The sequence below is a fragment of the Belnapia arida genome, from assembly GCF_016773205.1.
GTDB classification, from domain to species: Bacteria; Pseudomonadota; Alphaproteobacteria; order Acetobacterales; family Acetobacteraceae; genus Belnapia; species Belnapia arida.
Window position 1 is genome coordinate 1 of sequence record NZ_JAETWB010000022.1, and the last position, 26,346, is coordinate 26,346.

The following is a 26,346-nucleotide window of genomic DNA, read 5'->3' on the forward strand; positions in this document are numbered from 1 at the left end:
CACCCGGCGAACCGGCATGGCGCCGGATGGCGGCGCCGGAGCCGATCTCCACGATGCGCTCGCCTTCGCCATGCCGGTTGGCTGCTCATCATATGCCGGACCGGCGCCGGGATGGCCCCGACCAGCAACACCACAGCGTGCTGCCAGCTCCGTTGAAAAGAAGCAATGCGATGCATGATGCATGAATAGCCCTGACTACCCCAAGTTGGCGCTAGAACAGCCCCTCGCTGAAGGAGCATGCTGCCCAGGCGCAAGAACAAGGAGGACATCATGACCTCGCTTTGTGCCCGCGACGTAATGACGGCTGGGATGACGACGGTCTCGTCCGAAACGCCGGTTGCCGCCATCGCTCGCATGTTTTCCGATCGCGGCATTTCCGCTGTCGCGGTAACTGACACGGCGGGAACGCTGCTCGGTATCGTTACAGAATCAGATCTGATCCGGCGCTTGGCCGATGAGGACGACCAGCCGTCCGGATGGTTATCGCGTCTGTTCGACAGCCCGGTTGGAAGGGCAGACCGTTACGCCCGGAGCCACGGCGTCAAGGCAAGCGAGGTCATGACCGAGCGAGTGGTTACGGCGAGCCCCAGGGACAGCGCCGCCCACGTGGCCCGCATCATGGAGAACCATCGAATTCGCCGCGTGCCGATCACCGAGGACGGGAAGCTGCTTGGTGTCGTTGCTCGCTCCGATCTTGTCCGCGCTCTCGTCTCGCAGGAGATGCCTCAGGCCGATAACACCACCGACGACGAAATCCACCGCGCCATCATCGCTGCCATGCAGCGAGAACCTTGGGCGGACACGGTTCATACCGCCGTGCATGTGCAAGACGGGGTGGTGGAAATTTTCGGCTTCAGCCGCTCAGAAGCGGTCAGCCGCGCGCTCTATGTGCTGGCCGAAAATGTACCAGGGGTGAAGCGCGTCGTGGACCGCACCAGCAGTCGGAACAGGTGGGAGCCGGCTTGAGCCGTAAGCGGCGCCCTTGACCGGGTACTGCTCCCCAAGCTTACGGGGTTCGGACTGCCAGTCCAAAGCCTCTGACAGGACCTATGAGAGCCGGCAATGTGATCTCCGGCTTCTGTCAGGATTGTTACGCGTTTGGCTACATCCGCTATCGGGGTGGCACGGCTGGTCCAAGCCCACCCCCGCCGGCTCGCCATCGGATCGCCCAGGCGGGTAACGATCGCATCACGCTCCCGAAACGCGAAGTTTACGGCTCGCCCCACAGCCTTGATTTCAGGCCATACGGTGCCGCGGCATCTCGTAAACGGAACCCCGCCTGAACGATGTGAGGCGGGGTCTATAGCCAAGGGGGTGGAACGGTATTGAAGCTGCACGCGTCCGTTTCGCGACGCAGCCAACCTCAACGACAAAAAAAGGGCCGGCAGTTTCCTGCCGGCCCCAAGTTAGGGTTGAAGCACCCGACCCCAGGTCGCGGCGCTGAACCACTGGGAGGAGACGTCCAAGGCAACGCCTGAACATCCACACTATGCCTCACTCACATGTGAGTGACAAGCGATAAATGCATCGGCATTTGTATCAGTGCAGCATACTGTGTGGGGTGTTCCGAGGTGGCCGATACGACGGATGAGGTCGACGATTGAGACGCGTCTGGGACCCTCTACGGGGATAGGGCCTCGAACCATGGGCCTGACAGTCGGCTGTGCGCGGACCTCCACCATTAAGCAAGGTGCCTGGCTTCGTGACATGCCAGAGTGTGACCTGAAGGACGCTGGGTGCGAGAGGGTGTTCGCGAAGCGGGTGTCGCCAGTGGCGCGCAGGGAGCACTTGGAAGGTGCCTTGGACTCTCTCCGGGGGGCGCGACACACTCACCGTCGCCAAGCCCGACAGATGCGTCCGGAGTGGCGCAGACATGCTCGCCGCTATTGGGCCGCTTGGAGCCAAGGGCATCGCGCTTTGGGTGCCGTTTATGGGCGGATCCAGAGCCGATAGTCGCACGCGCACCGGCCCATTGATGCTGACAATACTTGGCCTCGTGGCAGAGCTCGAACGGCAGCGCGTGGGCATTGAGGTGAGGGCTGAGGGCGAGTACCAGGGACGGCCCAGCGCGCAGCGCCAAGCGGCTGCAGTATGGAAGCTCCGGATTGAAGGCATGCGGCCGGTCGAGATTGCGGCTCGCCTCGGGACCGGCTGGGCGAGCGTTTATCGGGTGCTGAAGGGTTCGGTGCCGAATGTGGAGGCTTCCATCATGGCACTTCGCAGCGCGCCAATTGTGATGCTTCCTTGTGTTAGCTAAAAGCAACGTACCGCTTGATGTGCTTTTCATGCCCGAGCAGCATGCCGGCTGCATAATGGAACCAATGCCATCAAGCCCGCCAGCAGCCAGAAGGCGATCGAAAGGCTGCTCACATGCGAGACGAAGCCGATCACCGCTGGGCCGGCCAACACGCCCGCGTAGCCGATCGTCGTGACAGCGGCCACCGCAAGGCCTGCTGGCATCCCCGCCTGCCGCCCGGCCTGACTGAATAGCACCGGGACGATGTTCGCTGTGCCAAGCCCGATCAAACCGAATCCCGCAAGCGCTGCCATTCCCTCCATAGCAAGCAGCAGGAAGAAGCCGGCAACCGTGAGCAGGCCACCCCAAAGGAGCGTCTGCCGATTGCCCAGAGCTCGCACCACCCGATCGCCCGTGAGCCGGCCGATGGTCATGGCGATGGAAAAGAGCGTGTAGCCAAGTCCGCTTTGCGCGGGATCGACCAGATCGCGGCCGAGAAGGAGCAGCGCGCTCCAGTCCAGGATTGCGCCTTCGACTAAGAAGCTGACGGCAGCAAGTGCCGCCAGCAGGAGCACGATGCCGCGGGGTGCGACGAAGGCGGGAGGGCTTCCGCCCTGGACCGTCAATAAACGCGGCCAAGCCACCAGAATCGCGGCCAGGACAATTGCACTACCGCAAAGCACGCCGGGTAAAGGCGAAACTCCGTTGGACAAAAGGAGGGTGATTCCACCCGCTCCTGCAAAGCCGCCCAGGCTGAACATCGCGTGGAACCCGGACATGAGCGGCCCCTCGGCAGCCTTTTCAACCTCGACGGCATGGACATTCATCGCCACGTCGATGGCACCGAGGGACGCCCCAAAGCCAAGCAAGGTTGCGGCGAGCAGGAACGGATCGCCGACGACGGCAAGCACCGGCAGGAGCGCGACCAGCCCGAAGCCCCCGGCCAGGATCATGGGCTTACCTCCGAATTGTGCGCTGACCCAGCCCGTCACGGGCATAGCGATGATCGAGCCAGCTCCGATGCAGAGGAGCAGGAGCCCCAACTGCCCATCGCTGACACCCACATTGGCCTTGGCGAACGGCACGACGGGTGCCCAACAGGCCATGGCAAAGCCGGCGGCGAAGAAGGTAAGGCGCGTTGCGAGGCGGGTTCGACCGGTGTCTATGGTGGAGGTTGCGGGAGCCGCAGACGGGGGCGGAAGCATCGTACGAGAGTCAGCCATGCCGCCCAAAGCAAAGGGCAGCCGCTTCCGTTCCGGACCAGCCAACTCGCATTACGAATTTCCGGTATCCGCTGCTCCGATGCCTCTGCAACATGCTCAGGCACAGCCGCAGGGAGGCATTTACTAGATCTGAATCAGCATCGCGTTAGATCCAAATTTCAATACGCAGAAAAACTTACACCATACCCTAATATGAAATGCCACATGTTGGGCTTTTCTTTCGGGGTTTTATTTCTAACCGTCGACCGTCAATACGGCTCATCCGAGCTACTTCCGGCTTCCTAAACTGACGGAGAGCATGCCGATATCGGATGCGATGTCGTTTGCGGAGGGGATGGCGGCTGAGCAAGCGGCGTTTGAGAAGCAGACGCGGCTTGAGGACTGCAGGAGCTAGCGCATATCCGCGTCGGCGGATTTGCTAGCGACATCTTTCTGACGCTGGCTGGCATCGCTGCCACGCCGTTCCTCATGGTCCTGATACGAAGGCCGTGGGCGCATGACGGAGTGGCTCAAGGCAGACGCAACCGGCCAGTTCGTGCGACGGACCGAAGTCCCGGGGCTGCTACAACCCTTTGCTAAGATCGGCTCAGCCAAGAACGGCTAAGCGCCTGATTTTTCCTGCAAGAACGAAGCTGGTGTCCCCGGCGGGATTCGAACCCACGGCCCCCAGATTAGGAATCTGGTGCTCTATCCTGCTGAGCTACGGAGACCCAGTCAGGGCCTTACCACATCAGCCGCGCCGCCGGAACCGCTCCACCGCGCTCACCAGCGCCGTGCGCACACCGGGTTCGAGAGCGGAATGGCCGGCATCGGGCACCACGGTCAGCCGGGCACGAGGCCAGGCTGCGGCCAGGTCGAAGGCGGTCTCGGGCGGGCAGACCATGTCGTAGCGCCCCTGCACGATCTCGGCCGGGATATGGGCGATGCGGTCCATATGGCCGAGCAGCCCGGCCCGCGGCAGGAAGAGATCATGCGCGAAGTAATGCGCCTCGATCCGGGCAAGGCCGAGGGCGGTGCGGTCCTGGGCGAAGCTCGCCACCGTCTCCGGGCTCGGCAGCAGGGTGGAGCAGCTGCCCTCGTACTGGCTCCAGGCGCGGGCGGCGGGGAGATGGACCATCGGGTCCGGGTCGCACAGCCGCCGGAGATAGGCGCCCAGCAGGTCACCGCGCTCCTCCGGTGGCAGGTGTTCCTCGAAGGCGGCCCAGGCATCGGGGAAGATGCGGCGGAGGCCGGTGAGGAACCACTCCACCTCCGAGCGCCGACCGAGGAAGACGCCGCGCAGCACGCAGCCCGTCACCCGCTCCGGATGCGCCTGGGCGTAGGCCAGGGCCAGCGTGCTGCCCCAGGACCCGCCGAACAGCAGCCACCGCTCGATGCCGAGGAAGCGGCGCAGCGTCTCGATGTCTTCGACCAGGTGCGGCGTGGTGTTGTCCCGCAGCTCGCCAAGCGGACGGGAGCGCCCGGCGCCACGCTGATCGAAGATTACCACGCGCCAATGGCCGGGGTCGAAGAAGCGCCGGTGCACTGCGCCGGCCCCCGCCCCCGGCCCGCCATGCAGGAAGAGCGCGGGCTGGCCGCGCGGATTGCCGACCTGCTCCCAGTACATGACATGGCCACTGGCGAGTGGCAGCAGGCCGGTTTCGAAGGGTGCGATATCGGGGAAGAGGTCGCCGCGGGGCATGTCCCAATATCCGCGGCCGGAGGCGGCTCGGCAACTGCCAGCGCAGGGTCCGGACATGCGGTTTCCTCCACATGGCACCGGAAAGTGACAGATTCCCGACATCGGCAAGGTTCTGGGCGCGCGGCGCCCCTTCGCCTTTCGCCAGAGCATCCCTAACTTGGCGCCAATGGCCACGCCCTCCCCCGCCCATTCACGCCCGACGGCACCCGAAGCCCTGCCGCGCTGCGCGGTCTGCGGCACGGGCAGCCGGCAGTCCCCGTTCCGCCCCGGCCCGCCGGAACAGGCACCGGATCTCGACCTGCGGCCGGGCGAGCCGGTGCGCTCCACCATGGCGCGCTGGCTCCAGCAATGCCCGAGCTGCGGCTATTCAGCGCCGAACATCACCCGCGCCCATCCGGCGGCGGCGCAGGCCGTGGCGGCGGCGCCTTTCCGCGCGCTGATGGCGGAAGCAGCCTATCCGCCGCTCGCCCGGCGCTTCCTCGCCTGGGCCCATGTGCTGGAGGAAACGGGCGCGCTGCATGCCGCGGCCGAGGCGACGCTCCAGGCGGCCTGGGTGGCGGACGATCTCGGCCAGCCGGAGCTGGCGCGGCTCTGGCGGCTCGAGGCCGTGGCGCTCTGGCGGGGCGGGCCGCCGCTCGACCAGGAGCAGACGGTACGCATCATCGACGCGCTGCGCCGGGCCGAGGCCTGGGAGGATGCGCGGACGACGGCCCAGGCCCTCGCCCAGGCGGACACGCCGGAAGCCGTGGCGCAGGTGGTTGGGCTCGAGATGCGGCTGATCGCGGCGCAGGATGCCGGGCGGCACACGGTGGCGAGCGCCCTCCCCCCGCCGGCGCGCCGGCCGCATGTGACGCATCAGCGGAGCCAGCCCAAGGGCGGGACGACGGGCTTCCTTGGCCGGCTGCGGCGCTGGTTCGGCAGGGATTAACGCAGGATCCGCCGCACCAGGGCCTTCGCCCGCTCCGTGCGGGGCGGGTCGAGAAGGCGGGAGAGGCTCCAGCCACCATGCGAGACGCGGGCGCGGAGGTTGCTGAACTCGCGGAAGCCTGCCTCGCCGTTGCGCCGGCCGAAGCCCGAGGCGCCGACGCCGCCGAAGGCGAGGCTTGGAAACGCGGCGTACTCGACGCAGCGGCCCTCGATGATGGCGCCGCTCCTGGTGCCGGCGGCAACGGCCTCGCGCTCCACCGCCTTGGCACCGAAGAGATAGATGGCGAGCGGCGGCGATTTCGCGGCGATCCAACCGATGGCTGCGGCAAGGTCGGGCAGCGGCTGCACGGCGAGGACCGGGCCGAACAGCTCCGCCTCGTGCAGCAGATGGCCCGGCGGCGCCTCGGCCAGCGCCAGGGGCTGGCGGTGGCCAGGGCCCGGCTCGGCCAGCGGCGTCAGCGCGGCGCCGGCGCATATCCCGGCAAGGCGGGCAACCTGGCGGTCGTTCACCACGGCAGTCTCGGGCAGGCCGATGCCGGTCGCGCGGCAGGCGGCGACGAAATCCTCCCGGCGATGGCCGACCAGCAGCACGGTATCCGGCGCGATGCAGGTCTGCCCGGCATTTACCGCCTTACCGGCAAGGATCGCCTGGGCCGCGCGGGCGAGGTCGGCGCCGGGCAGGATGAGGGCGGGGCATTTGCCGCCCAGTTCCAGGGTCAGCGGGGTGAGGTTGGCGGCGGCGGCCTGCATCACGCGCCGCCCGGTCGCGGTGCCGCCGGTGAAGACCAGGTGGTCCCAGGGCTGGGCGGCGAAATCGGCGGCGATGTCGGGGCCACCCTGGACCGCGCGGGCGATGTCCGCGCCGAGCGCCTCTGCCAGCAGCACCTCCAGAAGGGCGGCGGTGCGGGGCGTCGCCTCGGCGGGCTTCACCACGATGCGGTTGCCGGCGGCCAGCGCATCCACGGCCGGCAGCAGGGCAAGCTGGAGCGGGTAGTTCCAGGGCGCCATGATGCCGATGACACCCTTCGGCACCGGCTCCTGCCAGGCGCGGGCGGGCTGGAAGGGAAAGGGGACGGCGACGCGGCTTGGCCGCGCCCAGCGAGGCAGGTAGCGGGCTGCATGTCGAGCGGCATCGACCACCAGTTTCACCTCGGCGAGCAGCGTCTCCTCCGGGCTGCGGCCGCCGTAATCGGCATCGATGGCCGCGGCCGCCTCATCGGCCCGGCGCAGCAGCACGGCGGCCAGCTTGCCAAGGAGGGCGCGGCGGCGGGCGAGGTCTGGGGGGCCGTCCCGCGCCTCGATGGCGCGGAGGGCGGCGAGCGCCTCAGCCGCGGAGGGCATCGGCCGCTGCCTCGCCGCTGCGGGTCGCGGCCTCGATGGTGGCGGGGAGCACGGGATCGGTCCAGTCTCCGGCTAGCGCCAGGTTGGGCAGCGGCAGGCGGGGCGGGCGCGGCGGGGGCCCCGGGGTGTGGCGCGGGGTGGCGCGTCGCTCCTTCACCACGCGGCAGGGCGGCGCCTGCTCCGGCCAGTCGCCGGCGAGGCCGAAGGCGAGCGCCGCCTCGCGCAGCTCGGCCCAGGCGCGGCGGGCAAGGCTCTCCTGGTCCTCCCGCGCCGCCTCGTCGCCGGCGCTGACGGTGACGCTCACGCCGGCCGGGCGCACCAGCACCCATTGGCAGAGCGCGTCCAGCAGGCCGAGGAAGCGCACCGGGCCCGAGCCGGGATGGGCATAGTGCAGGTTGACGATCGGGGCATAGGCCTCGGGCGCCGGAAGATGGGGCAGGAGACGGAGGCTCTCCCAAGGCGGCGTCGCCAGCACCGCGGCATCGCCAGAACCGAGCCGCACCGCATCCTCGCCGAAATCGAGCACAGCAAGCCGCCCGCCCTGCTGCACCAGCCGCCGCAGCCGGGCGCCGAAGCGGATCTCGGCGCCGGCGGCCTCCAGCGCAGCCAGCGCCGGGGCGACGAGGTCGGGGCCGAGGCCGGAGCGGGCGACCAGCAGCCGCGTCGCCCCTGGCCCACCCATCCGCCGCAGCACGGCACCGAGCCGGCGGGAGGAGGCCTCGACGGAGGGCGTGTTCAGCGCCGCGATCACCAGCGGATCGACGAAGCCGCGATGGAATTCGGGGTGGGCGGCCATGGCCTCGGCCACCGGCCGGTCGCCCCATGGCGCGGCGAGGCGGGTGAGCGCCAGCATGGAGCGCGTTGAGACGCCGGGTGGCCGGAGCGACGGGTCGCGCCAATGGAAGGGCGATAGGGCGACGCGGAAGGCACGGCCGTCGCGCCGGTCGAGCACGGGCAGGCCGGCCGGCTCCGGCTCCACCCAACCCTCCAGCGCGCCGACCCGCTTCAGCAGGCCGAGGGCGGCGGTATTGGCGCCGAGCAGGGCATGGGTGCCGTTATCGGTGCCGTCCGGCAGGGCGCGGGCGCGGCCGCCGGCACCGGGCGAGGCTTCGTGCAGCACGACCTGGCGGCCACGGTCCACGAGGCGTAGGGCGGCGGCGAGGCCGGCCACGCCGGCACCGATCACATGGATGGTCATGTCAGCGGCCGAGCGCCATCCAGGCCATGCGCAGCTTCTCGCCCTTGGTCAGCCGCGGTCGCGGCCGCGCGCCCTCCCAGCCGCGGGCGACCAGGCGGTCGAGCAGGCGGCGATAACCCCAGGCCATGACGGCGGCGGGGCGAAGGGCAGCGGGGCTGTACCGGCGAATCTCCTCCTCGGCACGGGCGAAGCCGGCCTGGGCGCGCTCCCCCAGCCGGGCACAGATGGCGGCGAAGCGGGAGTGGCGGACGATCCCCTCCGCCGGCCCGTCCGGGATGCCCTCCGCGGCCAGCAGGTCGAGGGGGATATAAACCCGCTCCCGCAGCGCATCCTCGTCCACGTCACGCAGGATGTTGGTGAGCTGGAAGGTATGGCCGAGATCGAGGCCAAAGCCCTCCGCCTCCGGCGCGCCGAAGATGCGGACGGCCATGGCGCCGACGCTGCCGGCGACGCGGCGGCAATAGAGGTCGAGATCCTCCTCAGTGGCGAGGCGGAGGCGGTCAGCGCTGTCGGTCTCCATGCCGGCGATCATCGCCCTGCATTCCTCGAGCGGCACGCCATAGGCGTCGCGGGCCCAGGCAAGCTCGCGGGAGAGCACGCAATCCGGCCGTTCCAGCTTGCCCCGCCAATCAGCGAGGAAGCGGCGCTTCTCCGCCTCCGGCATGGCGCCGTCGGCGATGTCGTCGACGGCACGGCAGAAGGCATAGACGGCCCAGAGGGCGCGACGCCGCTCGCCCTTCAGCGCCGCCATGCCGCGGGCGAAGGAGGAGCCGGCGCGGGAGACGCGGCTTGCAACGATCGGCGCGTCGCGCGGGCCGAGCAGGGGCGCGGCGGCGAAGGCGCGGGCGAAATCGGCCTTGCCCAGCGCCACGCGACCGAGCACCGGGTCGGAGGCACGGAGGCGTGCGAGCAGGCGCCGGGCCAGCGCGATGGTCACGGTGCTCTGCCAGGCGAGGCGGCGGGCGCGGAGCAGGCGCGGGAGGGCCGTGGCGCGGTCGAGCTGCTCCTCGACGCGGTCGAGGGCGGCGTCGAGCACCTCGCGGCGGCGGGCAGAGTTGGCAGGGTCGAAGAACGCGGCCTCGCCACCGGCGAGGCCCATCCAGGACCGAGGCAGGTAGATGCGATCCAGCTGGTCGCGATCAGGCACCAAGTCCTGCAGGTGGTTCAGCACCTGGAGGGCGGTGCAGAGCCCGTCGGCGGCGGCATTGGCCTCCCGGTTGTCGCCGTCGCCGTGAAGGCGGAGCAGCATCCGCCCGACCGGGTCGGCCGAACGGCGGCAGTAATCCTCCAGCGCGGCCCAGTCCTCGTAGCGGGCGCAGGTGGCGTCCTGGCGGAAGGCCGAGAGCATCAGCCGCGCCTCCGCCGTGCCGACGCCGAACCGGTTCAGCGGGATCGAGGGGTCATCGAGGCTCCGCTCCATGGCATCGAGCCGGGCGAGCTTCTCCTTGGCCGGCAACTCGGCGCTGTCGGCGATGTCGTCGGCGGTGCGGACGAAGCGGTAGAAGGCCATCACCTGCGCCCGCGCCGGACGGGCGAGCAGCAGCGAGGCGGTCGGAAAATTCTCGGTGTCGTGGTCGCGGTTCGGGGTGACGGCGATGCTGGCTGCGCTGCTCATGCCGCCTTTGTGGCCGGATATGCGCGGCCTTTCCAGCCCGCCGGTCGACCGAGCAGCCAGCGGATCAGCGCCACCCATTGGATCGCCAGCGCTACGAGCACCGTCAGCGGGTGCAGTGGCACCGTCCACCAGGGCTCCCGCGCCCGCCAGGTGATGGCGGCGCGCAGGGCGAACATGAGCAGGATTGCGGCGATGGCGGGGGGCGCCGGCAGCAGCGCCCAGGGCCAGAGATGTGCCCCCGAAAGCAGCACGGTCCAGACCGGCAGGCCGAGCGGCGTCGCCATCCCCTCCCGCGCGTTCTTCATGAAGCCCGCCCAGGATTCGGCGAAGCCGCCATACATGCGGCAGGTGGCGAGCGGGGCGCCGTCCACCACCTCGGTCCGGTGGCCCTCGGCGCGGAAGCGGCGGGCGAGCGCCAGCCCGTCATGCAGGACGTGGCGGACGGCACCATGGCCACCCACCGCCTCGTAGACCGCGCGGTCGCAGAGGATGAGCTGGCCGCAGGCGGCGGCGAGGTCGGCGCGGCGGGTGAAGGCGCGACCAACCGCGGGCAGGTAGCCGAGCAGCAGCAGGTTGATGGCGGGAACGGTCAGCGCCTCGCCGAGCGATCCGATGAGCTGGCGGGGGACGCCGCTCAGCATGGCGATACGGTGGGCGCGGCCATGGGCGAGCATGGCGGCGGCGGCCTCGGGCGCCAGGCGGACATCGGCATCGATGAAAAGAAGGTGGGTGCCCCGCGCGGCCTCGGCGAGGCGGGCACAGGCATGGACCTTGCCGGTCCAGTCGGGCGGCAGGGGTGGCGCCTGGACCAGGCGGATCCGCGGATCCGCCTCGGCGAGGCGGGCGACGATCTCGCCGGTGCCGTCGCGGCTGGCATCGTCCATCACCACCGCCTCGACGGCGACGCCGCGGCTGGCCAGCGCGGCGCGGAGGCAGGCCTCGATATTGGCCGCCTCATCGCGGGCGGGGATGAGGATGGAGACCAGCCCCTCCCGCTCGCCCCCGGGCGACCGCAGGCGCGGCAGGAGCCAGAGATTCAGCAGGCCGAACAGCGCCGGCAGGGCGGCGAGGCCGAGGGCGATCCAGGCTAGCAGCATCGCGCTCAGCCCCCGGCCCGCGGGTCGTGGCGCGGGTCGAAGGTCTCGCCTCGCAGCGCGGCCCTCGCCTGGCGCCAACCCTGGTAGATGCCGCCCATCCCGGCCCTCCCCTCCAGCACCACCCGGAAGCGGCCCGGGTCGCGGGCGATGGCATCCTCGCCGAGGCGGTTCATCACCGCCTCCAACGCGGTGCGAAGGCGGTTGGTGCGGGCCTCGCGGTCGAGCGCGGCCAGCTCCGCCGCCGGGATCGGAGGGCCGAACCCGGCCAGCATCTCGGGCATCGCCTCGGTCCAGAAGGGGTATTCCAGGGCGAGGGGCAGGAAGCGTGCCTTGGGTGCCAGCTCGGCGAGGCGGGTGAGGCCAGGGGCGATGGGGACCGGGCGCTCGCGCACGTCGCAGAACCGGCCGGGGGCGTTCATCCAGAGCATGTGGCCCGGATCGGCGAGGACGGATTGCGCGGTGCGGAGGAAGGCGACGGCGCCGCGGGCGGACTGCTGCTCGATGCCGAAGACGCCGAGGCGGCGCATGAAGCCGTAGCGCGACAGCGCCTCCGCCTCCATCGGGATGAACATGCGCCGGCCGGGCAGCAGCTCGGTCGAGAGGATCATGAAGGCCACGCCATCCCACCAGGAAGGATGGTTGGCATAGATGACGAGCGGTCCCTCCCCCTCCCCCGGCCGCGGCGCCCCCCAGTTGGCGAGGCGCACCGCCCGTAGCCGCCGCTGCGCATGGCGGATGAAGATGAAGCGGAAGAAGGCGAAGTGGGCCGGCGAGAAGAGCTCCGTCGGCCCGGACTGGCTCATTCGGCGGCGAGCGGCATGCGGAAGGCATCCGGCAAACCGGCCTCCCGCGCCGCCGCGCTCATGCCGCGCCCGCCGAGATCCTGGTCGAGGCTGTCGGCGGCGATCCAGCCGCTCATCATCACCATCGGCATGCCCGGCCCTGGATGGGCGGCGCCGCCGGCGAGGTAGAGGCCCTTGATGCGCTTCGAGCGGTTGCCCGGCTTGAAGGCGCCGAGCCAGGCGCCGTGGCTGGCAAGCCCGTAGATGGCGCCGTTCAGCACCTTGTAGCGCTCATGGATGTCGACCGGCGTCAGTGCGCTCTCGGTGACGATGCGGGACTCGATGTCCTCCATCCCCGCGGTGCGCTTCAGCTTGTCGAGGATGGTCTGCCGGTAAGGGGCGAACATCTTAGACCAGTCATGGCCGGGGCGGAGCCAGGGCGTGTGGACCAGCACGTAGAGAGCCTCGCCGCCCTCGGGCGCAACGGTCGGATCGGTGCCGGAGGGCGCGGCGAGATAGGCGGTCGGGTCGGCCGCCGGGATGCCGCGCTTGTAGATGGCGTCGAACTCCTCCTCCGCATCGCGGGAGAAGACGAAGCAGTGATGCGCCAGGTGGTCGTAGCGCTTGTTGAGGCCGAGATAGAGCACGACGCCCGAGCAGGCCGGCTCATGGCTCTTCTTCGCCACCTTCTGGCCGACGGGGCCGCCAACTAGCTCCGTGTAGGTGCGGATGGCGTCCATGTTGGAGATGACGGCATCGCAGGCGATGCGCTCGCCGCCCGCGGTGCGGACCGCCTTCACCGTGTTGTTCTCGATGTCGAAGCCGCTCACTTCGACGCCCGGGCGGAGATCGGCGCCGAGCGAGGCGGCGAGGTTGGCCAAGCCCTCGGCCACGGCGCGGGTGCCACCCTTCGGATACCAGATGCCCTCGCTCGCCTGCATGTCGCCGATCGAGCAGAGCACGGCCGGCGCCAGATAGGGGCTGGAGCCGACATACTGGCAGAAATGGTCGAGCATCTGGGCGAGGCGGGCATCCGGCACATGGCCGCGGATGATGTTCGCCACCCGCTTGCCCATGCGCAGCGCCAGCACGTCGCGCATGGTGTTCGGGTCGAAATTGGATTTCAGGTCGATGGTGTCGGAGAGGCCCTCGACCGACTTCCAGAAGAAGAATTTCTCCGAGATCTCGTGCAGCCGCCGCGCCTCGGCCTGGAAGCGCTGGTAGCCGGCGCCCTGGCCGGTGCCGGGGGCGAAGGCATCCATGGCGGCGGCCATCTTCGCCACGTCCTCGATCAGGTCGATCCGCGTGCCATCCTCGAAGAAGCAGCGCCATTGCGGATCGAGCCGGATCAGCGGCAGGTCCTGCGCCTGGTCGCGCCCCGCCTCGGCGAAGATGCGGCGGAGGACGCGCGGCACCGTCAGGATCGTCGGGCCCATGTCGAAGCGGAAGCCCTGGTTGCTGCCGGGGCGCTCCGGGTCGGGCAGGTTCAGCACCGCCGCCTTGCCGCCGAGCCATGGATTTTTGTCGAGCAGCGTCACCTTGTGACCGCGCGCCGCCGACACCGCCGCCGCCGCGAGCCCGCCGAGGCCACCACCCACCACCACCACATGCGAGACCATGGCTGGTCTTCCTTCCCTGTTCTTAGCGCGCGGTCTGGTAGCTGGGCGCGATCTCGGCGAAGCCGGTGCCCTGCGGCACGGCTCCCATGCCAAGGTCGCGGGCCAGCAGCCCGGAGCTGATGCGCGCGCCTTCATAGATCACCGGCAATCCGCTGCCGGGATGCGTGCCGCCGCCGACGAGATAAACGCCCTCCACCCCGTCGAAGCGGTTGCGCGGCCGGAAGCAGAGCATCTGGCCGAGATCGTGCGAGAGGTTGAAGGTGGCGCCGAAGCCCACGGCATATTCGTCGCGCCATTCGCGCGGCGTCACCATGCGCTCGTAGCGGATGCGGGATTCGAGGTCGTGCAGGCCGAGCAGCTTCAGCCGGTCGAGGGCGAGGCGGCGGTAGCGCGGCGCTTCCGCCTCCCAGTCGAAGCCATGCTCCTCGGCATCGCGCATGTTCGGCACCGGCACCAAGAGGTAGAGGCTGGTATGGCCGGCGGGCGCCATGCTGTCGTCGGTCTTGCCGGGATGATGCAGGTAGAGGCTCGGCACGTCCGGAATTTCGCCTGACTCGATCTGGCCGATGTTCCGGCGGTAGTCCTCGGCGAGCAGGATCGTGTGATGGGCGAGGTCGGGAAATGTTCCCTCCACGCCGAGATAGAGCATGAAGGTGGAGCAGGAGTAGCGCGCCTTGGCGATGCGCCGGTCCGGCCAACGGCGGCGCAGCGCATCGGGGATCAGCCGCGGCATGGCATGGGCGAAATCGGCGTTCACCACCACCGCATCGGCGGCCTGGCGGGTGCCGCCGAGCTCGACGCCCGTGGCCTTGCGACCGTCGAAGCTGATCCGCTCGATCTCCGAGCCGAGGCGGATGTCGACGCCGAGCCGGCCGGCGACGCGGGCCATCGCGTCCGAGACGGCGCCGCAACCGCCGACAGGGTGGAAGACGCCGTGCTCGTATTCGAGGAAGGAGAGGATGGTGAAGAGGCTCGGGCAGCGGAACGGGCTCATCCCGAGGTATTTGGTCTGGAAGGAGAAGGCGAGCCGCACCCGCGGGTCCTTGAAGTACCGCGCCAAGTCCTGGTCCACCGTCTGGTGCGGCCGCATCAGCGGCAGGCTCTTCAGCAGGCCGGGCGAGAGGAAGCGCGCCGGCGAGGAGAAGGCATTCTCCAGGACCGGACGGAAGGCTTCCAGCTTGCGGCGGTTCGCCTCGAAGAAGGGGCGGAGGCCGGCGGCATCGCCCGGATTGAGCCGGGCGATCTCGGCCTCCATCCGGGCGATGTCCGAGGTGGCCTCGATGGTCTCGCTGCCTTCGAAGACTAGGCGGTATTGCGGGTCGAGGCGCTTGAGGGCCACCTCCTCCTCAAGGCTGGCGCCGCAGCTCGAGAAGATCTCGGAGAGGATGCGGGGATAGAGGAAGAAGGTGGGGCCGAGGTCGAAGCGGTAGCCCTCATCGGTCGTCAGCGTGCGGGTGCGGCCGCCGACCACCTCGTCCTTCTCGTGCAGGGTGACGCGGGCGCCCTGCGCCGCCAGCAGCATGGCCGCCGCCAGCCCGCCCGGACCGGCCCCGATGATGGCGATACGCGGACGCGAGGCCTGCAGGGCGGGGGCGGCAAGCGGTGCATTCATGCGCGTCGGTCATCCAGGCAAAACGAAGGGAGCGGCCTTGGGCCAGATGCGGTGCAACCGGCCGTCCGCAAGGGTCCGAGCGCGCAATAAAGCACCCGCCGCGTCACGCGGCGGGTAGCAGGGCGAGCAGGCTGTCGGCCGCCTCGATCTCCGCCAGCCGGGCGGCGGCGCGGGGCAGCAGGCGGGCCAGGTAGAAGGCGCAGAGTGGGGCGTAGCGGTCATCGGCCCTGGCGGCGCGCGCCAGCATCCAGCCGCCCATGGTCCAGCCGGCAGCATCCAGATAGGCGGCGGCCGAGGCCTGGGCGGCGGACGGGTCACGCTGGCCGCGGTCGAGCATCCAGGCCGTCGCCCGCTCCAGCGCCGTGGCAGCCTCGGCGAGGCGCGGGTCGGCGGCGCGGATCTCGGCGATGACGGCCGCCATTTCCGCCCCGCCGTCGCGGAACAGCTTGCGGGTGACGAGGTCGATGGCCTGGATGCCGTTGGTGCCCTCGTAGATCGGGGCGATGCGGGCATCGCGCAGCACCTGGGCGGCGCCGGTATCCTCGACGAAGCCCATGCCGCCATGCACCTGGATGCCGAGCGAGGCAACATCGACGCCGCGATCGGTGCACCAGGACTTCACGATCGGGGTCAGCAGGGCGACGCGGGCCTCGCTGGCACCGGAGAGGCGGGCACGGTCGAGCGCGGCGCCGGCCTCGAGCGCCAGCAGCCGGCCGGCCAGGGTGATGGCGCGCATCTCGGCCAGCATCCGGGCGACATCCGGATGGCGGCTGATCGGCCCGCCGCCCTGGATGCGGTCGGCGGCATAGGCTTCCGCCAGAGCGAGGGCCCGGGCGCCCTGGGCCACGCCCTCGACGCCGACGCCGAGGCGGGCGGCATTCATCATGGCGAACATGGCGTTGAGGCCGCGATTGGGCTCGCCGACCAGCTGCGCCTCGGCGCCCTCGAAGAGCATCACGCAGGTCGGCGCCGCATGGATGCCGAGCTTCCGCTCGATGCCGCCGCAGCGCAGCGCATTGGCCCGCCCGTCCGGCAGGACCTTGGGAGCGGCGAAGAGGCTGATCCCCTTGGTGCCGGGCGGTGCATCGGGCAGGCGGGCGAGGATCAGGTGAAGGGTGTTCGGCGTCAGGTCGTGGTCGCCGAAGGTGATGTAGATCTTCTGGCCGGTGATCGTGTAGCCGCCCATGCCGTCCGGCTCGGCCTTGGTGCGGACCTGGGAGAGGTCGCTGCCGGCCTGGGGCTCGGTGAGGCACATGGTGCCGGTCCATTCGCCGGAGACCAGGCGTGGCAGCCAGGCCTCCTGCTGGGCGGGGCTGGCGAAACGGGCCAGTGCCTCGATGGCGCCGCCGGTCAGCAGCGGGCAGAGGCTGAAGGCCATGTCGCCGCTGGTAACGAGCTCCGAGACCGCCATCCACAGCGCCTGGGGCAGCTCCTGCCCGCCGACCGGGATGCCGTTCACCTCGGAGGGCGCGGCGAGGCCCTGCCAGCCGCCCTCGATCCAGCCCTTGTAGGCGGCGTGGTAGGAGGGCGGGACGCGCACGACTCCGTCCTCATAGATCGCGCCGTGCCGGTCTGCTGCCTGGGCATTTGGCCAGAGCAGCTCGCGGGCATAGCGCTCCGCCTCGCGGATGATCGCGGTGATGTCGTCCGGGCTGATCGGTAGGCCGGTGGCGGCGGTGATGCCGGGCAGGTCGACAACCCGGGTGAGGCCGAGGATGAGATCCTCAGCGGGGGTCGTGGCATGGGTCATCGGCTGGATCGGCTCTCCCCGGTGGCGGTTTTGCCGAGCCTAGCACAGCGCGATGCGGCCCGTGCGAGCCGCATCGGCTGCGAACCGAAGCCGGATTCGGCCTGCCGTTCCGGTCAGCGAAGTAGTCCGGTCAGGCGGCGCCTGACCGGAGCTTGCCCTAGCGGCTCCGGCTGCGGGAGGTGCCGGCGCTGCTGCGCCCGCCCTTGGCCGCCGCGGCGGTGCGGCCGGCGGCGCCGCGCGTGGTCGTCTTCGCGGTGCCGCGCTTGGCGGCGGTGCCGCCGGCTGCCCGCTTGGCCGTGCTGCCATTGGCGGATTTCGCCGTGCTGCGCTTGGCGGTGGAAGCGGTGGCGCGCTTCGTCGTGCCAGCGCTGGCGCGCCCGCCCTTGGCTGCCGCGGCGGTGCGACCGGCGGCGCCGCGTGTTGCCGTCTTGGCGGTGCCGGTCGAACGCTTGGCGGTGGAGGCGGCGGCGCGCTTCGTCGTTCCGGCGCTGGCGCGCCCGCCCTTGGCTGCTGCAGTGGTGCGGCCGGCGGCGCCGCGCTTGGCGGTGGTGGCGGTGGCACGCTTCGTCGTGCCGGCGCTGGCACGCCCGCCCTTGGCTGCTGCAGTGGTGCGGCCGGCGGCGCCGCGCGTGGCCGTGGTGGCAGTGGCACGCTTAGGGCTCGCCGTGCTGCTGCGGCGGGTAGCGGTGCCCTTCGCCGAGGCGCTGCGGGCCGCGCCGCCCTTGGCGCCGTTGCTGCGCGCCGCTGCCGCCTTGCGCGGAGTGCGGGCGCTGCCGCCCTTGCGGCCGCCTTCGCTCTGCGCCGCACGGCCGGCGGCGCTGCGGGTGGTAGAGGCGCTGGCGCGGCCGCCCTTGGCCGCTGCAGTGGTGCGGCCGGCGGCGCCGCGCGTGGCCGTCTTGGCCGTGCCGCGCTTGGTGGTCGTGGCGGATGCGCGCTTGGTGGTGGTGGCGGCGGATGCGCGCCTGGTGGGCGTGGCGGCGGCCGTGCGGCGCGGCTTGCGGGCCGGGGCCTCGCCATCGGCCGAGGCGGCGCTGCTGCGACGCGCGCGGGTTTTGCGCGGCGCGGGTTCGGACGCGGCCTCGGGGGCGGCGTCCTGCTGCGTCTCGTCGGTCATCGGGGTGGAGTCGGTGTCGTCCTTCATCGGATCATGTCCCCAGTTCATCAGTGAATGGCGCCAGCGCGTGTCGGTGACGTCGCCGTCCGGGCGCTGGGCCAGGTGGCGGCGGATGAAACCGATGACCTCGCGCTGGAAGTCCTCGTCCGCCGTCTCCCCGCCATCGAGCATGGCCAGGATGCGGCGGCCGGATTGGTGGCCGACGGCTTCCGACTCGCCTTCGCGGGTGAAGCCGGCGGTGCGGCTGTCATCGCTGTCGAGCCAGCGGCGAAGCTCGGCGGCGGACAGGTTGACGAGGCGGCGGAAGACCGCCCCGGTCGACTCCTCGAAATCTTCCTCCGGCATGCGGGTGCTGCTCCCTTGCTGCGGGTGGTGACGGGCCGCCGCGCTCTTCTCCGCGACATCCTCGGGCTGGGGCGAGAACTGCCGCCCAGCCTCCAGGTCGCGCCGCTTGGCGGCGGTGGTGCGATCGTATTCCTCGGCGGTGAGGCTCTCGCGCGCGGCCTTCGGCAGGTAGCGCTCGCCGGTCTCGAGCGACTCCTGGCCGGAGCGCGTGCCCCATTCCTCCTCGGTCCATTCGGCGAGGTGATTGTCGGGCTGCTTCGGGCCTTCGTAGCCACCGCCGCGCTTCTGGTATTCGGCGCTCGCCATCTGCGCCTTGCGGGCGGACCACTGGCCGGGCTTGCCGCCCTTGTCGCCCGCGGTCACTTCCTCCTTCACCTGCTCCCAGAGTTCGGGATCGGACTTGCGCGCGGTGCCTGCCATGCTGCGCTTCCTTCGACATGGTTGCATCCGGCAACGTCACGCCAAGGCAAGCGTTCCCGCGCGCGCCGCTTTGCGCACGCGGGAGTCAACACGGGCCGGTCAGATCGTGGCGTGCAGCAGCAGCGAGGCTGTCAGCGTCGAGTCGGGTGCCAGCATCGTCAGCGGGCCATAGCCGGCGAAGTCCGGCCGGTTCGGCGCATCCGGCACATGACTCACCGGCTCCAGGCAAAGGACGGTGCTGCCGGTAGGCGCGAAGACATGCAGGTTGCGCGACCAGGCACCCGATGCCGCAAGATGCAGGCGGAGATCGGGGCGGAGGATTTCCGCCGCGCCGTCCCAGCCGGCGAAATGCGTGTCGAGTCCTTCATACGCTTGTTCGTCGCCGACCAGCCCGTCGCTTGCCTGCACGGCGACGGGGAGCGTGCGCGCATCGCGGGCGAAGAGCGCGCCGGCGCGGAAGCGCAGCCCCGTCCCCGCCGGACGGAGGAAGAAGGGGTGCCAGCCGAGGCCGAAGGGAAAGGGCTGCCCGGCCACGTTCGTCACCGCTAGCGAGAGGCGCGCACCCTCCTCACCCAGCTCGAGGGAGAGCTGCGCGCGATAGGCATAGGGCAGGCCCTCGGCCGCGCCGTCGAGCACCTGCGTCAGCGTGCAGCGGTCGCCCGTCTCCGAATCCACCACCCAAGTGCGGTTGCGCGCCAGGCCGTGGATCGCCGTGTTGTCTTCCGGGCGGTTGACCGGCAGGTGATGCACCGTGCCGGCGACGGGGAGCTGCCCGGCATCCAGCCGGTTGGTCCAGGGCAGCATGACGAAGGCCCCGCCGAAGCTGGCATTGGGGTCGGCGCCGAGCGGCAGCGGGACCAGCACGTCCCGCCCCCGCCAGGCCAATTGCGTGACGGCCGCGCCCGCCTCCGGCAGGAGCTGCGCGCGCCAGTCGCCGGCGGCGAGTTCCAGCATGGGCTCAGTCCAGGGCGAAGGGGTCGCGCGGCGAGGGCGTGCTGCGGGAATACTCGATGCTGGTGTAGCCGCCGCCCTGGTAGCGCTCCTCCACCGGGTCGCCGGAGAGGATGTGGCCGACCTCGGTGCGATAATCCTCCGCCGTGTCCTGCGGCTGCCAGCCGATTCGCTCGCGGTGGTCGCGGCCCCAGAAGCTGGCCGGGTTGTTGGAGCAGGCCCAGATCACGCAATGCCCGGTGCGCGGCGCCTCGACGGCGGCCGTCACCAACCGCGTCAGGTCGCCGAAGGACAGCCAGGTGGAGAGCATCCGCGCATTCACCGGCTTCGGGAAGCAGGAGCCGATGCGGCAGTTGACGTTCTCGACGCCATGCTTGTCCCAGTAGAGCCGGCCCATCAGCTCGCCATAGGCTTTGGAGAGGCCGTAATAGCCGTCCGGGCGGAAGGCGCAGTCGACATCGATCTTCGCCTCGTTGTCCTGCGGGCGCTCGTGGAAGCCGATGGAGTGGTTGCTGCTGGCGAAGAGGACGCGGGCGCCCTCGCGCCGTGCGGCCTCGTACACATGATAGAGGCCGCGGAGATTGGGGCCGAGCACCGCCTCGAAGGGCTGCTCCACGCTGATGCCGCCGAAATGCAGGATGGCGCCGCAGCCCTCCGCCAGGCGGGCGAGGCCGAGGCCCTCGTTCAGGTCGAGGCGGGTGAAGGTGGCGCCCGCGGGCAGCGCATCCGGGAAGGGCGTGATGTCGGTCAGGCGCAAGGTCCAGCCCTGCGCGGCGAGCGCGGGCGCGAGGACGCGGCCGAGATTGCCGCTGGCGCCGGTGAGAAGGACGTGTTTGTGCGGTGCGGGCATGTCGAAGCCTTCATGAGGACTTGTCCGGCCGCACTGTGCGGGGCCGGTGGGCTTGGCGGCAACCACTTCGGGGCATAGCGTCCCGCCTCGTGCCCGATCAAGCGACATCCCCGAGCGTCACCGCCTTCTCGCCCCGCGAGGTCCGCACCATCGTCATGGGGCTGATGCTGGCGCTGTTCCTCTCCAGCCTCGACCAGACGATCGTCGCCACCGCCCTCTCCTCCATCGCGGGCGACCTCGGCGGCTGGGGGCTGCTGCCCTGGATCGTCTCGGCCTATCTGATCGCCTCCACCGTGACGACACCGATCTACGGGCGGCTTTCCGACCTCTACGGGCGGCGGCCGGTACTGCTGGTCTCGGTCTCCGTCTTCGTCGGCGGCTCGGTGCTGGCGGCGCTCTCGCCCAACATGCCGGCGCTGATCGCGGCTAGGGTGGTGCAGGGCCTGGGCGGCGGCGGCCTCCGGGCGATCTCGCTCGCCGTGGTGGGCGACATCCTGCCGCCGCGGGAGCGGGCGAAGGTGCAGGGCTACCTCTCGGCGACCTTCGCCACCGCCAACATCATCGGGCCGCTGCTCGGCGGCCTCTTCGTCGAATACCTGTCCTGGAGCTGGATCTTCTGGATCAACCTGCCGCTCGGCGCGGCCGCCTTCGCCACCACCTACTTCCAGCTCCGCCGCCTGCCGAAGCCGGGCAGGCGGCCGAAGATCGACTGGGCAGGGGCGGTGCTGATCCTGCTCTCCTGCACGCCGCTGCTGCTCGGCATCACCCTGGTGCAGCGCGCCGGGAGCTGGACGGCGCCGGAGGCGCTGCTCTGCTTCGCCCTCGGCATCGTCTTCCTCGGCGCGCTGATCCTGCAGGAACGCTCGGCCTCACAGCCGATGCTGCCGCTGCAGCTCTTCGGCAACCGCATCTTCACCATGAGCATCCTGGTGACCGGACTCACCTCCATGGTGATGATGGCCCTCGTGATCCTGGTGCCGCTCGACTACCAGCTGGTCAGCGGCCTGTCGCCGAAGGAGGCGGGGCTGCGGATGATCGCCATGACGCTCGGCAGCGTCAGTGGCAGCTTCCTCGCCGGGCAGGCGGTGGCCGCGACGGGGCGGTACCGGCCCTTCTCCATCCTCGGCGCGGCGGTGGCGACGGCGATGTGCCTGGTCATCTCCTTCGTCGGCCTTGGCCATTCCCTGCTGCTGGACACGGCGGTGACGCTGCTGCTGGGGCTGTCCTTCGGCTGCCAGTTCTCGCCGATGACGGTGACCATCCAGAATGCGGTCGATCCGCGCGACGGCGGTATCGCCATCTCCTGCATGATGTTCTTCCGGCTGATCGGCGGGGCCTTCGGCGTCGCCGTGCTCTCCTCCGTGCTGCTCTGGCACCTGCCGGGCGGACGGGCTGAGGGAGTGGCGCCAGAGGCCGCGGCACCCGCCTTCTCCGCCGTGTTCCTGGCGGCCGGTGCGATCGCTGCGCTGTCGCTGGTGGCGGCGCTCTGCCTGAAGGAGATCCCGCTGCGAGGCCGTGATTAGGGCCAGCGCGGAGCCGGAGCGGGTCCGTGAGCCGGAGGGGACGGAACCGCTTTAACCTCGGCGGCTGCCGAAGGCGGTGGCGAGAGCCTGCCACATGGGCTTGCGCGCTCCACCCTCGTCGAGGGGCAGGCCACGATGCACCTGGCCGTCCTTCCGCGTCACATCCGGGTCCCGCGCCAGCCAGCTGTCCTTGTCCGAAAGCCCCCAGGTGAGAACGGTGCGGCAGCCCGCATCGAGGGCGGTGCCGATGACCTGGCGCACCCGCTCCGCCACCGCCGCGTCGCGGGCAGCGAGGCCGGCGGGGAGCTGCTGCGCCTCGCGCACGTCCAGCTCGGTGACGAGCACGGCGAGGCCGAGCTCCCGCACCGACCGCAGGAAGACGGTGAAGGGCTCCGGCCGGAAGGGCTCGTCCATCAACAGATGGGCCTGGAGGCCGAGCGCATCGACCGGGCACTGCGTGCCCACCATCCGCCGCAACAGGCGAAGCACGCGTTGGCGCTTCTCCTCCGCCCAAGGGTTGTCGCCCTCGAGTCCGTAGTCGTTATAGGTGAGGCGGAGCGTGCGGTCCCGCTCGCGGGCGGCACGGAAGGCCTCCTCGACATAGCCGGGGCCGAGGGCGCGGAGCCAGGGCGTGTCGCGCAGGTCGCCCTGGGCCGGGGTGCGGGCGCTGAAGGGATTGCCCTCGGCATTGGCGATGGCCTCGTTCACCACGTCCCAGTCGCGGATGGCGGGGCGGGTGGCCGGCAGCACGCCGTCCAGATGTGCGGCGAGCAGGCCACGGGCCTTGGCCGCTCCTTCGGCCAGTCCCTCGGCCAGCCAGGAGGGCATGGCCGCATGCCAGACCAGGGCATGGCCGCGGAGCTGCTTGCCATTGGCCTGGGCGAGGCTGGCGATGATGCCGAGCGGGCCGAAATCGAAGCTGCCCTGCCTCGGCTGCAGGGCCGCCCATTTCGCCTCCCATTCCGGGACGAGAAGCTGCGCCTCGGCCGCCACCTGGGCGGCATAAGCGGCATCGCCGAGCTTCCTCGAATCGACGGCGGTGCCGAAGGTGATGCCGTTGGCCCGGCCGATGGCCGCCAGCCCCTCCCCGCCCGATCCCCGCTCGCCTTGGGCCGCGGCCTCGCGCGCCAGCAGCCCGGCAAGGGCCGCCCCGAACAGATGCCGCCGAGGCGGGTGGAGGCTCAAGCGGCCTGCGCGAGCGGCACGGGGGGCGCCATGCGGCGGATGGCCTCCCGGTAGCGGTCCCGCCGCCAGCAGAGCAGCCGCCAAGCGCCGCGGGCGGCCAGCTGGGAAAGCCTGCCGCGCGGCTCCAGCCCCACCGCCTTGAAGATCATGCCCATGCCCCGCTCCAGGTGCCGGTAGCGGTAGAAGCCCATCGCCCGGCCCATATAGCCTGTGATGCAGCGCTCATGGCTGTAGGTGAGGCTCGGATCCTCATTGGCGCAGTGGAAGGCGAAGGCGAGCTCGTCATCCTCCGACTCGCCGACGCGGCCGAAAGCGACCCGCAGCCGCTTGGCGAAGGACAGGTCCTCCCGCGCCAGGTAACGCTTCATATGATCGTAGAAGAGCTTGAAATGCCGGTACTCGTCGGCGGCGATCAGCTTGCAGACCTCGCGCAGCACCGGCTCCTCCGTCGCCTCGGCCAGCGCCGTGTAGTAGCTGCTGGTGCCGGTCTCGACGATGCAGCGGGCGATCAGCTCGCCGGTACGGGACCCACGGATGGAGGCATCGGCATTGATGTCGATGCTGTAGCCGTTGCGATAGCGCTCAAAGGCCGCAGCATAGTCCCACCCTGGATCGGCGAGACTCGACCATTTCCCAAGGGCGTCGCCGTGCTGGATTTCCTCCTCCGCCCAGTGGTCCGCGGCGCGAGCGAAATCCGGGTCGTCCTTGAAGACCCGGTTCAGATAGATGGCGTAGTCGCCACCGTTGCGCTCCACCATAGCCGCCGCCTTGACCAGCGGTACGATCTCCGGGTCGACCTTCGCTGGATCGAAACGATCCCAGGAAACCTGTTCGACGCGCCAGTGCTTCATCCTGTCCCCGCGGCCCGTGGGGGCCGTTATCCTGCGACACCCGCGATCCGGGCAGGGCCAGCCACGCCATGCCCGAGCGCAATGTTCGGCAGGGCGGCGGAGGTTTCAAGCGGCGTTGCCGGAAAGGCACGGTGTGGCGAGCGGATTTCGCCCCACCGTGTCCGGGATGCGATGCTCAGGCCGCTTGCGCGACGGAGACCGCGGTGCGGAAGGCCTGGACCCGGGCATAGGCGGCGTCCCGCTTCGCCTCCGGCTCGGCGATGGCCGCCTGCAGGGCAGCCTCGGCCTCGGCCAGGCGGCGCTCGACTGCGGCGCGGGAGAGGCTGGCCAGCGGCGTCGCCTCGTCGGCCAGCAGGGTCACCCGCTCCGGCGAAACCTCGGCGAAGCCGCCGGCGATGAACAACGCCTCGGTCTCGCTACCATTCTCCCGCACCCGGATCACGCCGCCCCGGAGGGCGACGATCATCGGGGCATGGCCGGGGAGAACGCCCATCTCGCCTTCCTCGGCGGGGATGGTGACCATCTCCACCGGGCGGGAGAGCAGCAGCTTCTCCGGCGAGACCAGTTCGAGCAGAAAGGTCGCCATGATCAGGCGGCGACCTTCAGGGTCTCGCCCTTCTTCACGGCCTCCTCGATGGTGCCGACCATGTAGAAGGCGGCCTCGGGCAGGTGGTCGTACTCGCCGGCGCAGATGGCGGCGAAGCTGCGGACGGTGTCCTCCAGCTTCACGAACACGCCCGGCGAGCCGGTGAAGACCTCGGCCACGTGGAAGGGCTGGCTGAGGAAGCGCTGGATCTTGCGTGCGCGGGCCACGACCAGCTTGTCTTCCTCAGACAGCTCGTCCATCCCGAGGATGGCGATGATGTCCTGCAGCGACTTGTAGGTCTGCAGGATGCGCTGCACCTCGCGGGCGACGCGGTAGTGCTCGTCCCCGACGATCCGCGGGTCGAGCGCGCGGCTGGTCGAGTCGAGCGGGTCCACCGCCGGGAAGATGCCGAGCTCGGCGATCGAGCGGTTGAGCACCGTCGTCGCGTCGAGGTGGGCGAAGGAGGTTGCAGGCGCCGGGTCGGTCAGGTCGTCGGCCGGCACGTAGATGGCCTGCACCGAGGTGATCGAGCCCTTCTTGGTCGAGGTGATCCGCTCCTGCAGCGCGCCCATGTCGGTGGCGAGCGTCGGCTGGTAGCCCACCGCCGAGGGGATGCGGCCGAGCAGCGCCGAGACCTCGGCACCCGCCTGGGTGAAGCGGAAGATGTTGTCGACGAAGAACAGCACGTCCTGGCCCTGCTCGTCGCGGAAGTACTCCGCGATGGACAGGCCCGACAGCGCCACGCGGGCGCGGGCGCCCGGCGGCTCGTTCATCTGGCCGTAGACGAGGGCCACCTTGGAACCCTCGGTCGTGCCCTCGCCGAGCTTGATGACGCCGGCATCGACCATCTCGTGGTAGAGGTCGTTGCCTTCACGCGTCCGCTCGCCGACGCCGGCGAAGACCGACACGCCGCCATGCGCCTTGGCGATGTTGTTGATCAGCTCCTGGATGGTGACGGTCTTGCCGACGCCGGCGCCGCCGAACAGGCCGATCTTGCCGCCCTTCAGGTAGGGCGCCAGGAGGTCGATGACCTTGATGCCGGTGACGAGGATCTCGGCCGCCGTCGCCTGGTCCTCGAAGGAGGGTGCGGCGCGGTGGATGGTGTAGGTCTTCTCGTGCGGCACGGGGCCGCGCTCGTCGATCGGCTGGCCGATGACGTTCAGGATGCGCCCGAGCGTACCCTCGCCCACCGGAACGGCAATGCCGGTCCCGGTATCGACCACTTCCTGGCCGCGGACCAGGCCATCGGTGCTGTCCATGGCGATGCAGCGCACCGTGCGCTCGCCCAGGTGCTGCGAGACCTCGAGGACCAGCGAGTTGTCGCCGTTCTTCGTGGTCAGGGCGTTCAGCATGGCCGGCAGTTCGCCCGGGAACTGCACGTCCACCACGGCGCCCAGGACCTGCGCGATGCGCCCGACATTGTTCTTCATGGTGTCATGC

Annotated in this window: 22 protein-coding genes and 1 tRNA gene; 5 read left to right on the forward strand and 18 right to left on the reverse strand. The window is 70.3% G+C overall.

Annotated elements, in window-relative coordinates; genetic code table 11:
* From JMJ56_RS34115 to JMJ56_RS34120, 3 genes are all read left to right on the forward strand, one after another.
* On the forward strand, positions 1-185 hold a 185-nt coding region (locus tag JMJ56_RS34115), incomplete at its 5' end, for a hypothetical protein (RefSeq protein WP_236038397.1).
* Between the two features lie 52 nt (positions 186-237).
* Positions 238-966 (forward strand): CBS domain-containing protein, encoded by a 729-nt coding sequence (locus tag JMJ56_RS24295; protein ID WP_202834354.1) that lies wholly within the window; start codon positions 238-240, stop codon positions 964-966.
* Between the two features lie 829 nt (positions 967-1,795).
* Positions 1,796-2,257 (forward strand): recombinase family protein, encoded by a 462-nt coding sequence (locus tag JMJ56_RS34120; RefSeq protein ID WP_407927943.1) that lies wholly within the window; start codon positions 1,796-1,798, stop codon positions 2,255-2,257.
* Positions 2,258-2,283: 26 nt separating this feature from the next.
* On the opposite strand, the gene JMJ56_RS24305 is transcribed toward JMJ56_RS34120, so the two are convergent.
* From JMJ56_RS24305 to pip, 3 genes are all read right to left on the reverse strand, one after another.
* The gene (locus JMJ56_RS24305) at positions 2,284-3,459 is read right to left on the reverse strand and encodes an MFS transporter (RefSeq protein WP_328702464.1); all 1,176 of its coding nucleotides are present in this window, start codon (positions 3,457-3,459) and stop codon (positions 2,284-2,286) included.
* 633 nt (positions 3,460-4,092) lie between these two features.
* A tRNA-Arg gene (locus JMJ56_RS24310) sits at positions 4,093-4,169 on the reverse strand.
* Between the two features lie 20 nt (positions 4,170-4,189).
* On the reverse strand, positions 4,190-5,140 hold the full coding sequence (gene pip / locus JMJ56_RS24315) for a prolyl aminopeptidase (RefSeq protein ID WP_202834356.1): 951 nt from the start codon (positions 5,138-5,140) through the stop codon (positions 4,190-4,192).
* A 166-nt stretch (positions 5,141-5,306) separates the two neighbouring features.
* On the opposite strand from pip, the gene JMJ56_RS24320 reads away from it, so the two are divergent.
* Positions 5,307-6,068 (forward strand): hypothetical protein, encoded by a 762-nt coding sequence (locus tag JMJ56_RS24320; protein WP_202834357.1) that lies wholly within the window; start codon positions 5,307-5,309, stop codon positions 6,066-6,068.
* On the opposite strand, the gene JMJ56_RS24325 is transcribed toward JMJ56_RS24320, so the two are convergent.
* The 11 genes from JMJ56_RS24325 to JMJ56_RS24375 form a co-directional block, all read right to left on the reverse strand.
* Positions 6,065-7,408, reverse strand: a complete 1,344-nt coding sequence (locus JMJ56_RS24325) for an aldehyde dehydrogenase family protein (protein WP_202834358.1) — start codon at positions 7,406-7,408, stop codon at positions 6,065-6,067. The genes JMJ56_RS24320 and JMJ56_RS24325 overlap by 4 nt on opposite strands.
* Positions 7,392-8,606, reverse strand: coding sequence for a hydroxysqualene dehydroxylase (locus JMJ56_RS24330; RefSeq protein ID WP_202834359.1), 1,215 nt, complete (start codon positions 8,604-8,606; stop codon positions 7,392-7,394). Before JMJ56_RS24330 ends, JMJ56_RS24325 begins: the two co-directional genes overlap by 17 nt.
* A 1-nt stretch (position 8,607) precedes the next feature.
* A complete protein-coding gene (locus JMJ56_RS24335) occupies positions 8,608-10,221 on the reverse strand; it encodes a squalene/phytoene synthase family protein (protein WP_202834360.1) in 1,614 nt (537 codons plus the stop codon).
* Complete coding sequence (locus tag JMJ56_RS24340) at positions 10,218-11,318, reverse strand: glycosyltransferase (RefSeq protein ID WP_202834361.1); 1,101 nt, start codon at positions 11,316-11,318, stop codon at positions 10,218-10,220. Before JMJ56_RS24340 ends, JMJ56_RS24335 begins: the two co-directional genes overlap by 4 nt.
* Before the next feature lie 5 nt (positions 11,319-11,323).
* Positions 11,324-12,121: a lysophospholipid acyltransferase family protein gene (locus tag JMJ56_RS24345; protein ID WP_202834362.1), complete on the reverse strand. Its 798-nt coding sequence runs from the start codon at positions 12,119-12,121 to the stop codon at positions 11,324-11,326.
* A complete protein-coding gene (locus JMJ56_RS24350; protein ID WP_202834363.1) occupies positions 12,118-13,719 on the reverse strand; it encodes a phytoene desaturase family protein in 1,602 nt (533 codons plus the stop codon). Before JMJ56_RS24350 ends, JMJ56_RS24345 begins: the two co-directional genes overlap by 4 nt.
* A gap of 22 nt (positions 13,720-13,741) precedes the next feature.
* Positions 13,742-15,331, reverse strand: a complete 1,590-nt coding sequence (gene crtI, locus JMJ56_RS24355; RefSeq protein ID WP_202834364.1) for a phytoene desaturase family protein — start codon at positions 15,329-15,331, stop codon at positions 13,742-13,744.
* 103 nt (positions 15,332-15,434) lie between these two features.
* Positions 15,435-17,081, reverse strand: a complete 1,647-nt coding sequence (locus JMJ56_RS24360) for an acyl-CoA dehydrogenase (RefSeq protein ID WP_202834365.1) — start codon at positions 17,079-17,081, stop codon at positions 15,435-15,437.
* 157 nt (positions 17,082-17,238) lie between these two features.
* Positions 17,239-18,960, reverse strand: a complete 1,722-nt coding sequence (locus tag JMJ56_RS24365; protein ID WP_236038401.1) for a DUF3140 domain-containing protein — start codon at positions 18,958-18,960, stop codon at positions 17,239-17,241.
* A 99-nt stretch (positions 18,961-19,059) separates the two neighbouring features.
* Complete coding sequence (locus tag JMJ56_RS24370; RefSeq protein ID WP_202834366.1) at positions 19,060-19,914, reverse strand: aldose epimerase family protein; 855 nt, start codon at positions 19,912-19,914, stop codon at positions 19,060-19,062.
* Positions 19,915-19,918: 4 nt separating this feature from the next.
* Entirely contained in the window at positions 19,919-20,761 is an 843-nt protein-coding gene (locus tag JMJ56_RS24375; RefSeq protein ID WP_202834367.1) for an NAD-dependent epimerase/dehydratase family protein, read from the reverse strand.
* An 89-nt stretch (positions 20,762-20,850) separates the two neighbouring features.
* Here JMJ56_RS24375 and JMJ56_RS24380 point away from each other — a divergent pair, with 89 nt between their 5' ends.
* The gene (locus tag JMJ56_RS24380; RefSeq protein ID WP_202834368.1) at positions 20,851-22,284 is read left to right on the forward strand and encodes an MDR family MFS transporter; all 1,434 of its coding nucleotides are present in this window, start codon (positions 20,851-20,853) and stop codon (positions 22,282-22,284) included.
* Positions 22,285-22,335: 51 nt separating this feature from the next.
* Here the strand turns inward: JMJ56_RS24380 and JMJ56_RS24385 are convergent, their stop codons facing one another.
* The 4 genes from JMJ56_RS24385 to atpD all read right to left on the reverse strand — a co-directional run bounded on the left by JMJ56_RS24385 (position 22,336) and on the right by atpD (position 26,336).
* A complete protein-coding gene (locus JMJ56_RS24385; RefSeq protein ID WP_236038402.1) occupies positions 22,336-23,469 on the reverse strand; it encodes an endo-1,4-beta-xylanase in 1,134 nt (377 codons plus the stop codon).
* Positions 23,466-24,320 (reverse strand): ferritin-like domain-containing protein, encoded by an 855-nt coding sequence (locus tag JMJ56_RS24390; protein ID WP_202834369.1) that lies wholly within the window; start codon positions 24,318-24,320, stop codon positions 23,466-23,468. The genes JMJ56_RS24385 and JMJ56_RS24390 overlap by 4 nt, the downstream gene beginning before the upstream one ends.
* Before the next feature lie 175 nt (positions 24,321-24,495).
* Positions 24,496-24,906: an ATP synthase F1 subunit epsilon gene (atpC, locus tag JMJ56_RS24395; protein WP_202834370.1), complete on the reverse strand. Its 411-nt coding sequence runs from the start codon at positions 24,904-24,906 to the stop codon at positions 24,496-24,498.
* Positions 24,907-24,908: 2 nt separating this feature from the next.
* Positions 24,909-26,336, reverse strand: coding sequence for a F0F1 ATP synthase subunit beta (atpD, locus tag JMJ56_RS24400; RefSeq protein WP_202834371.1), 1,428 nt, complete (start codon positions 26,334-26,336; stop codon positions 24,909-24,911).
* Between the last annotated feature and the right edge of the window lie 10 nt (positions 26,337-26,346).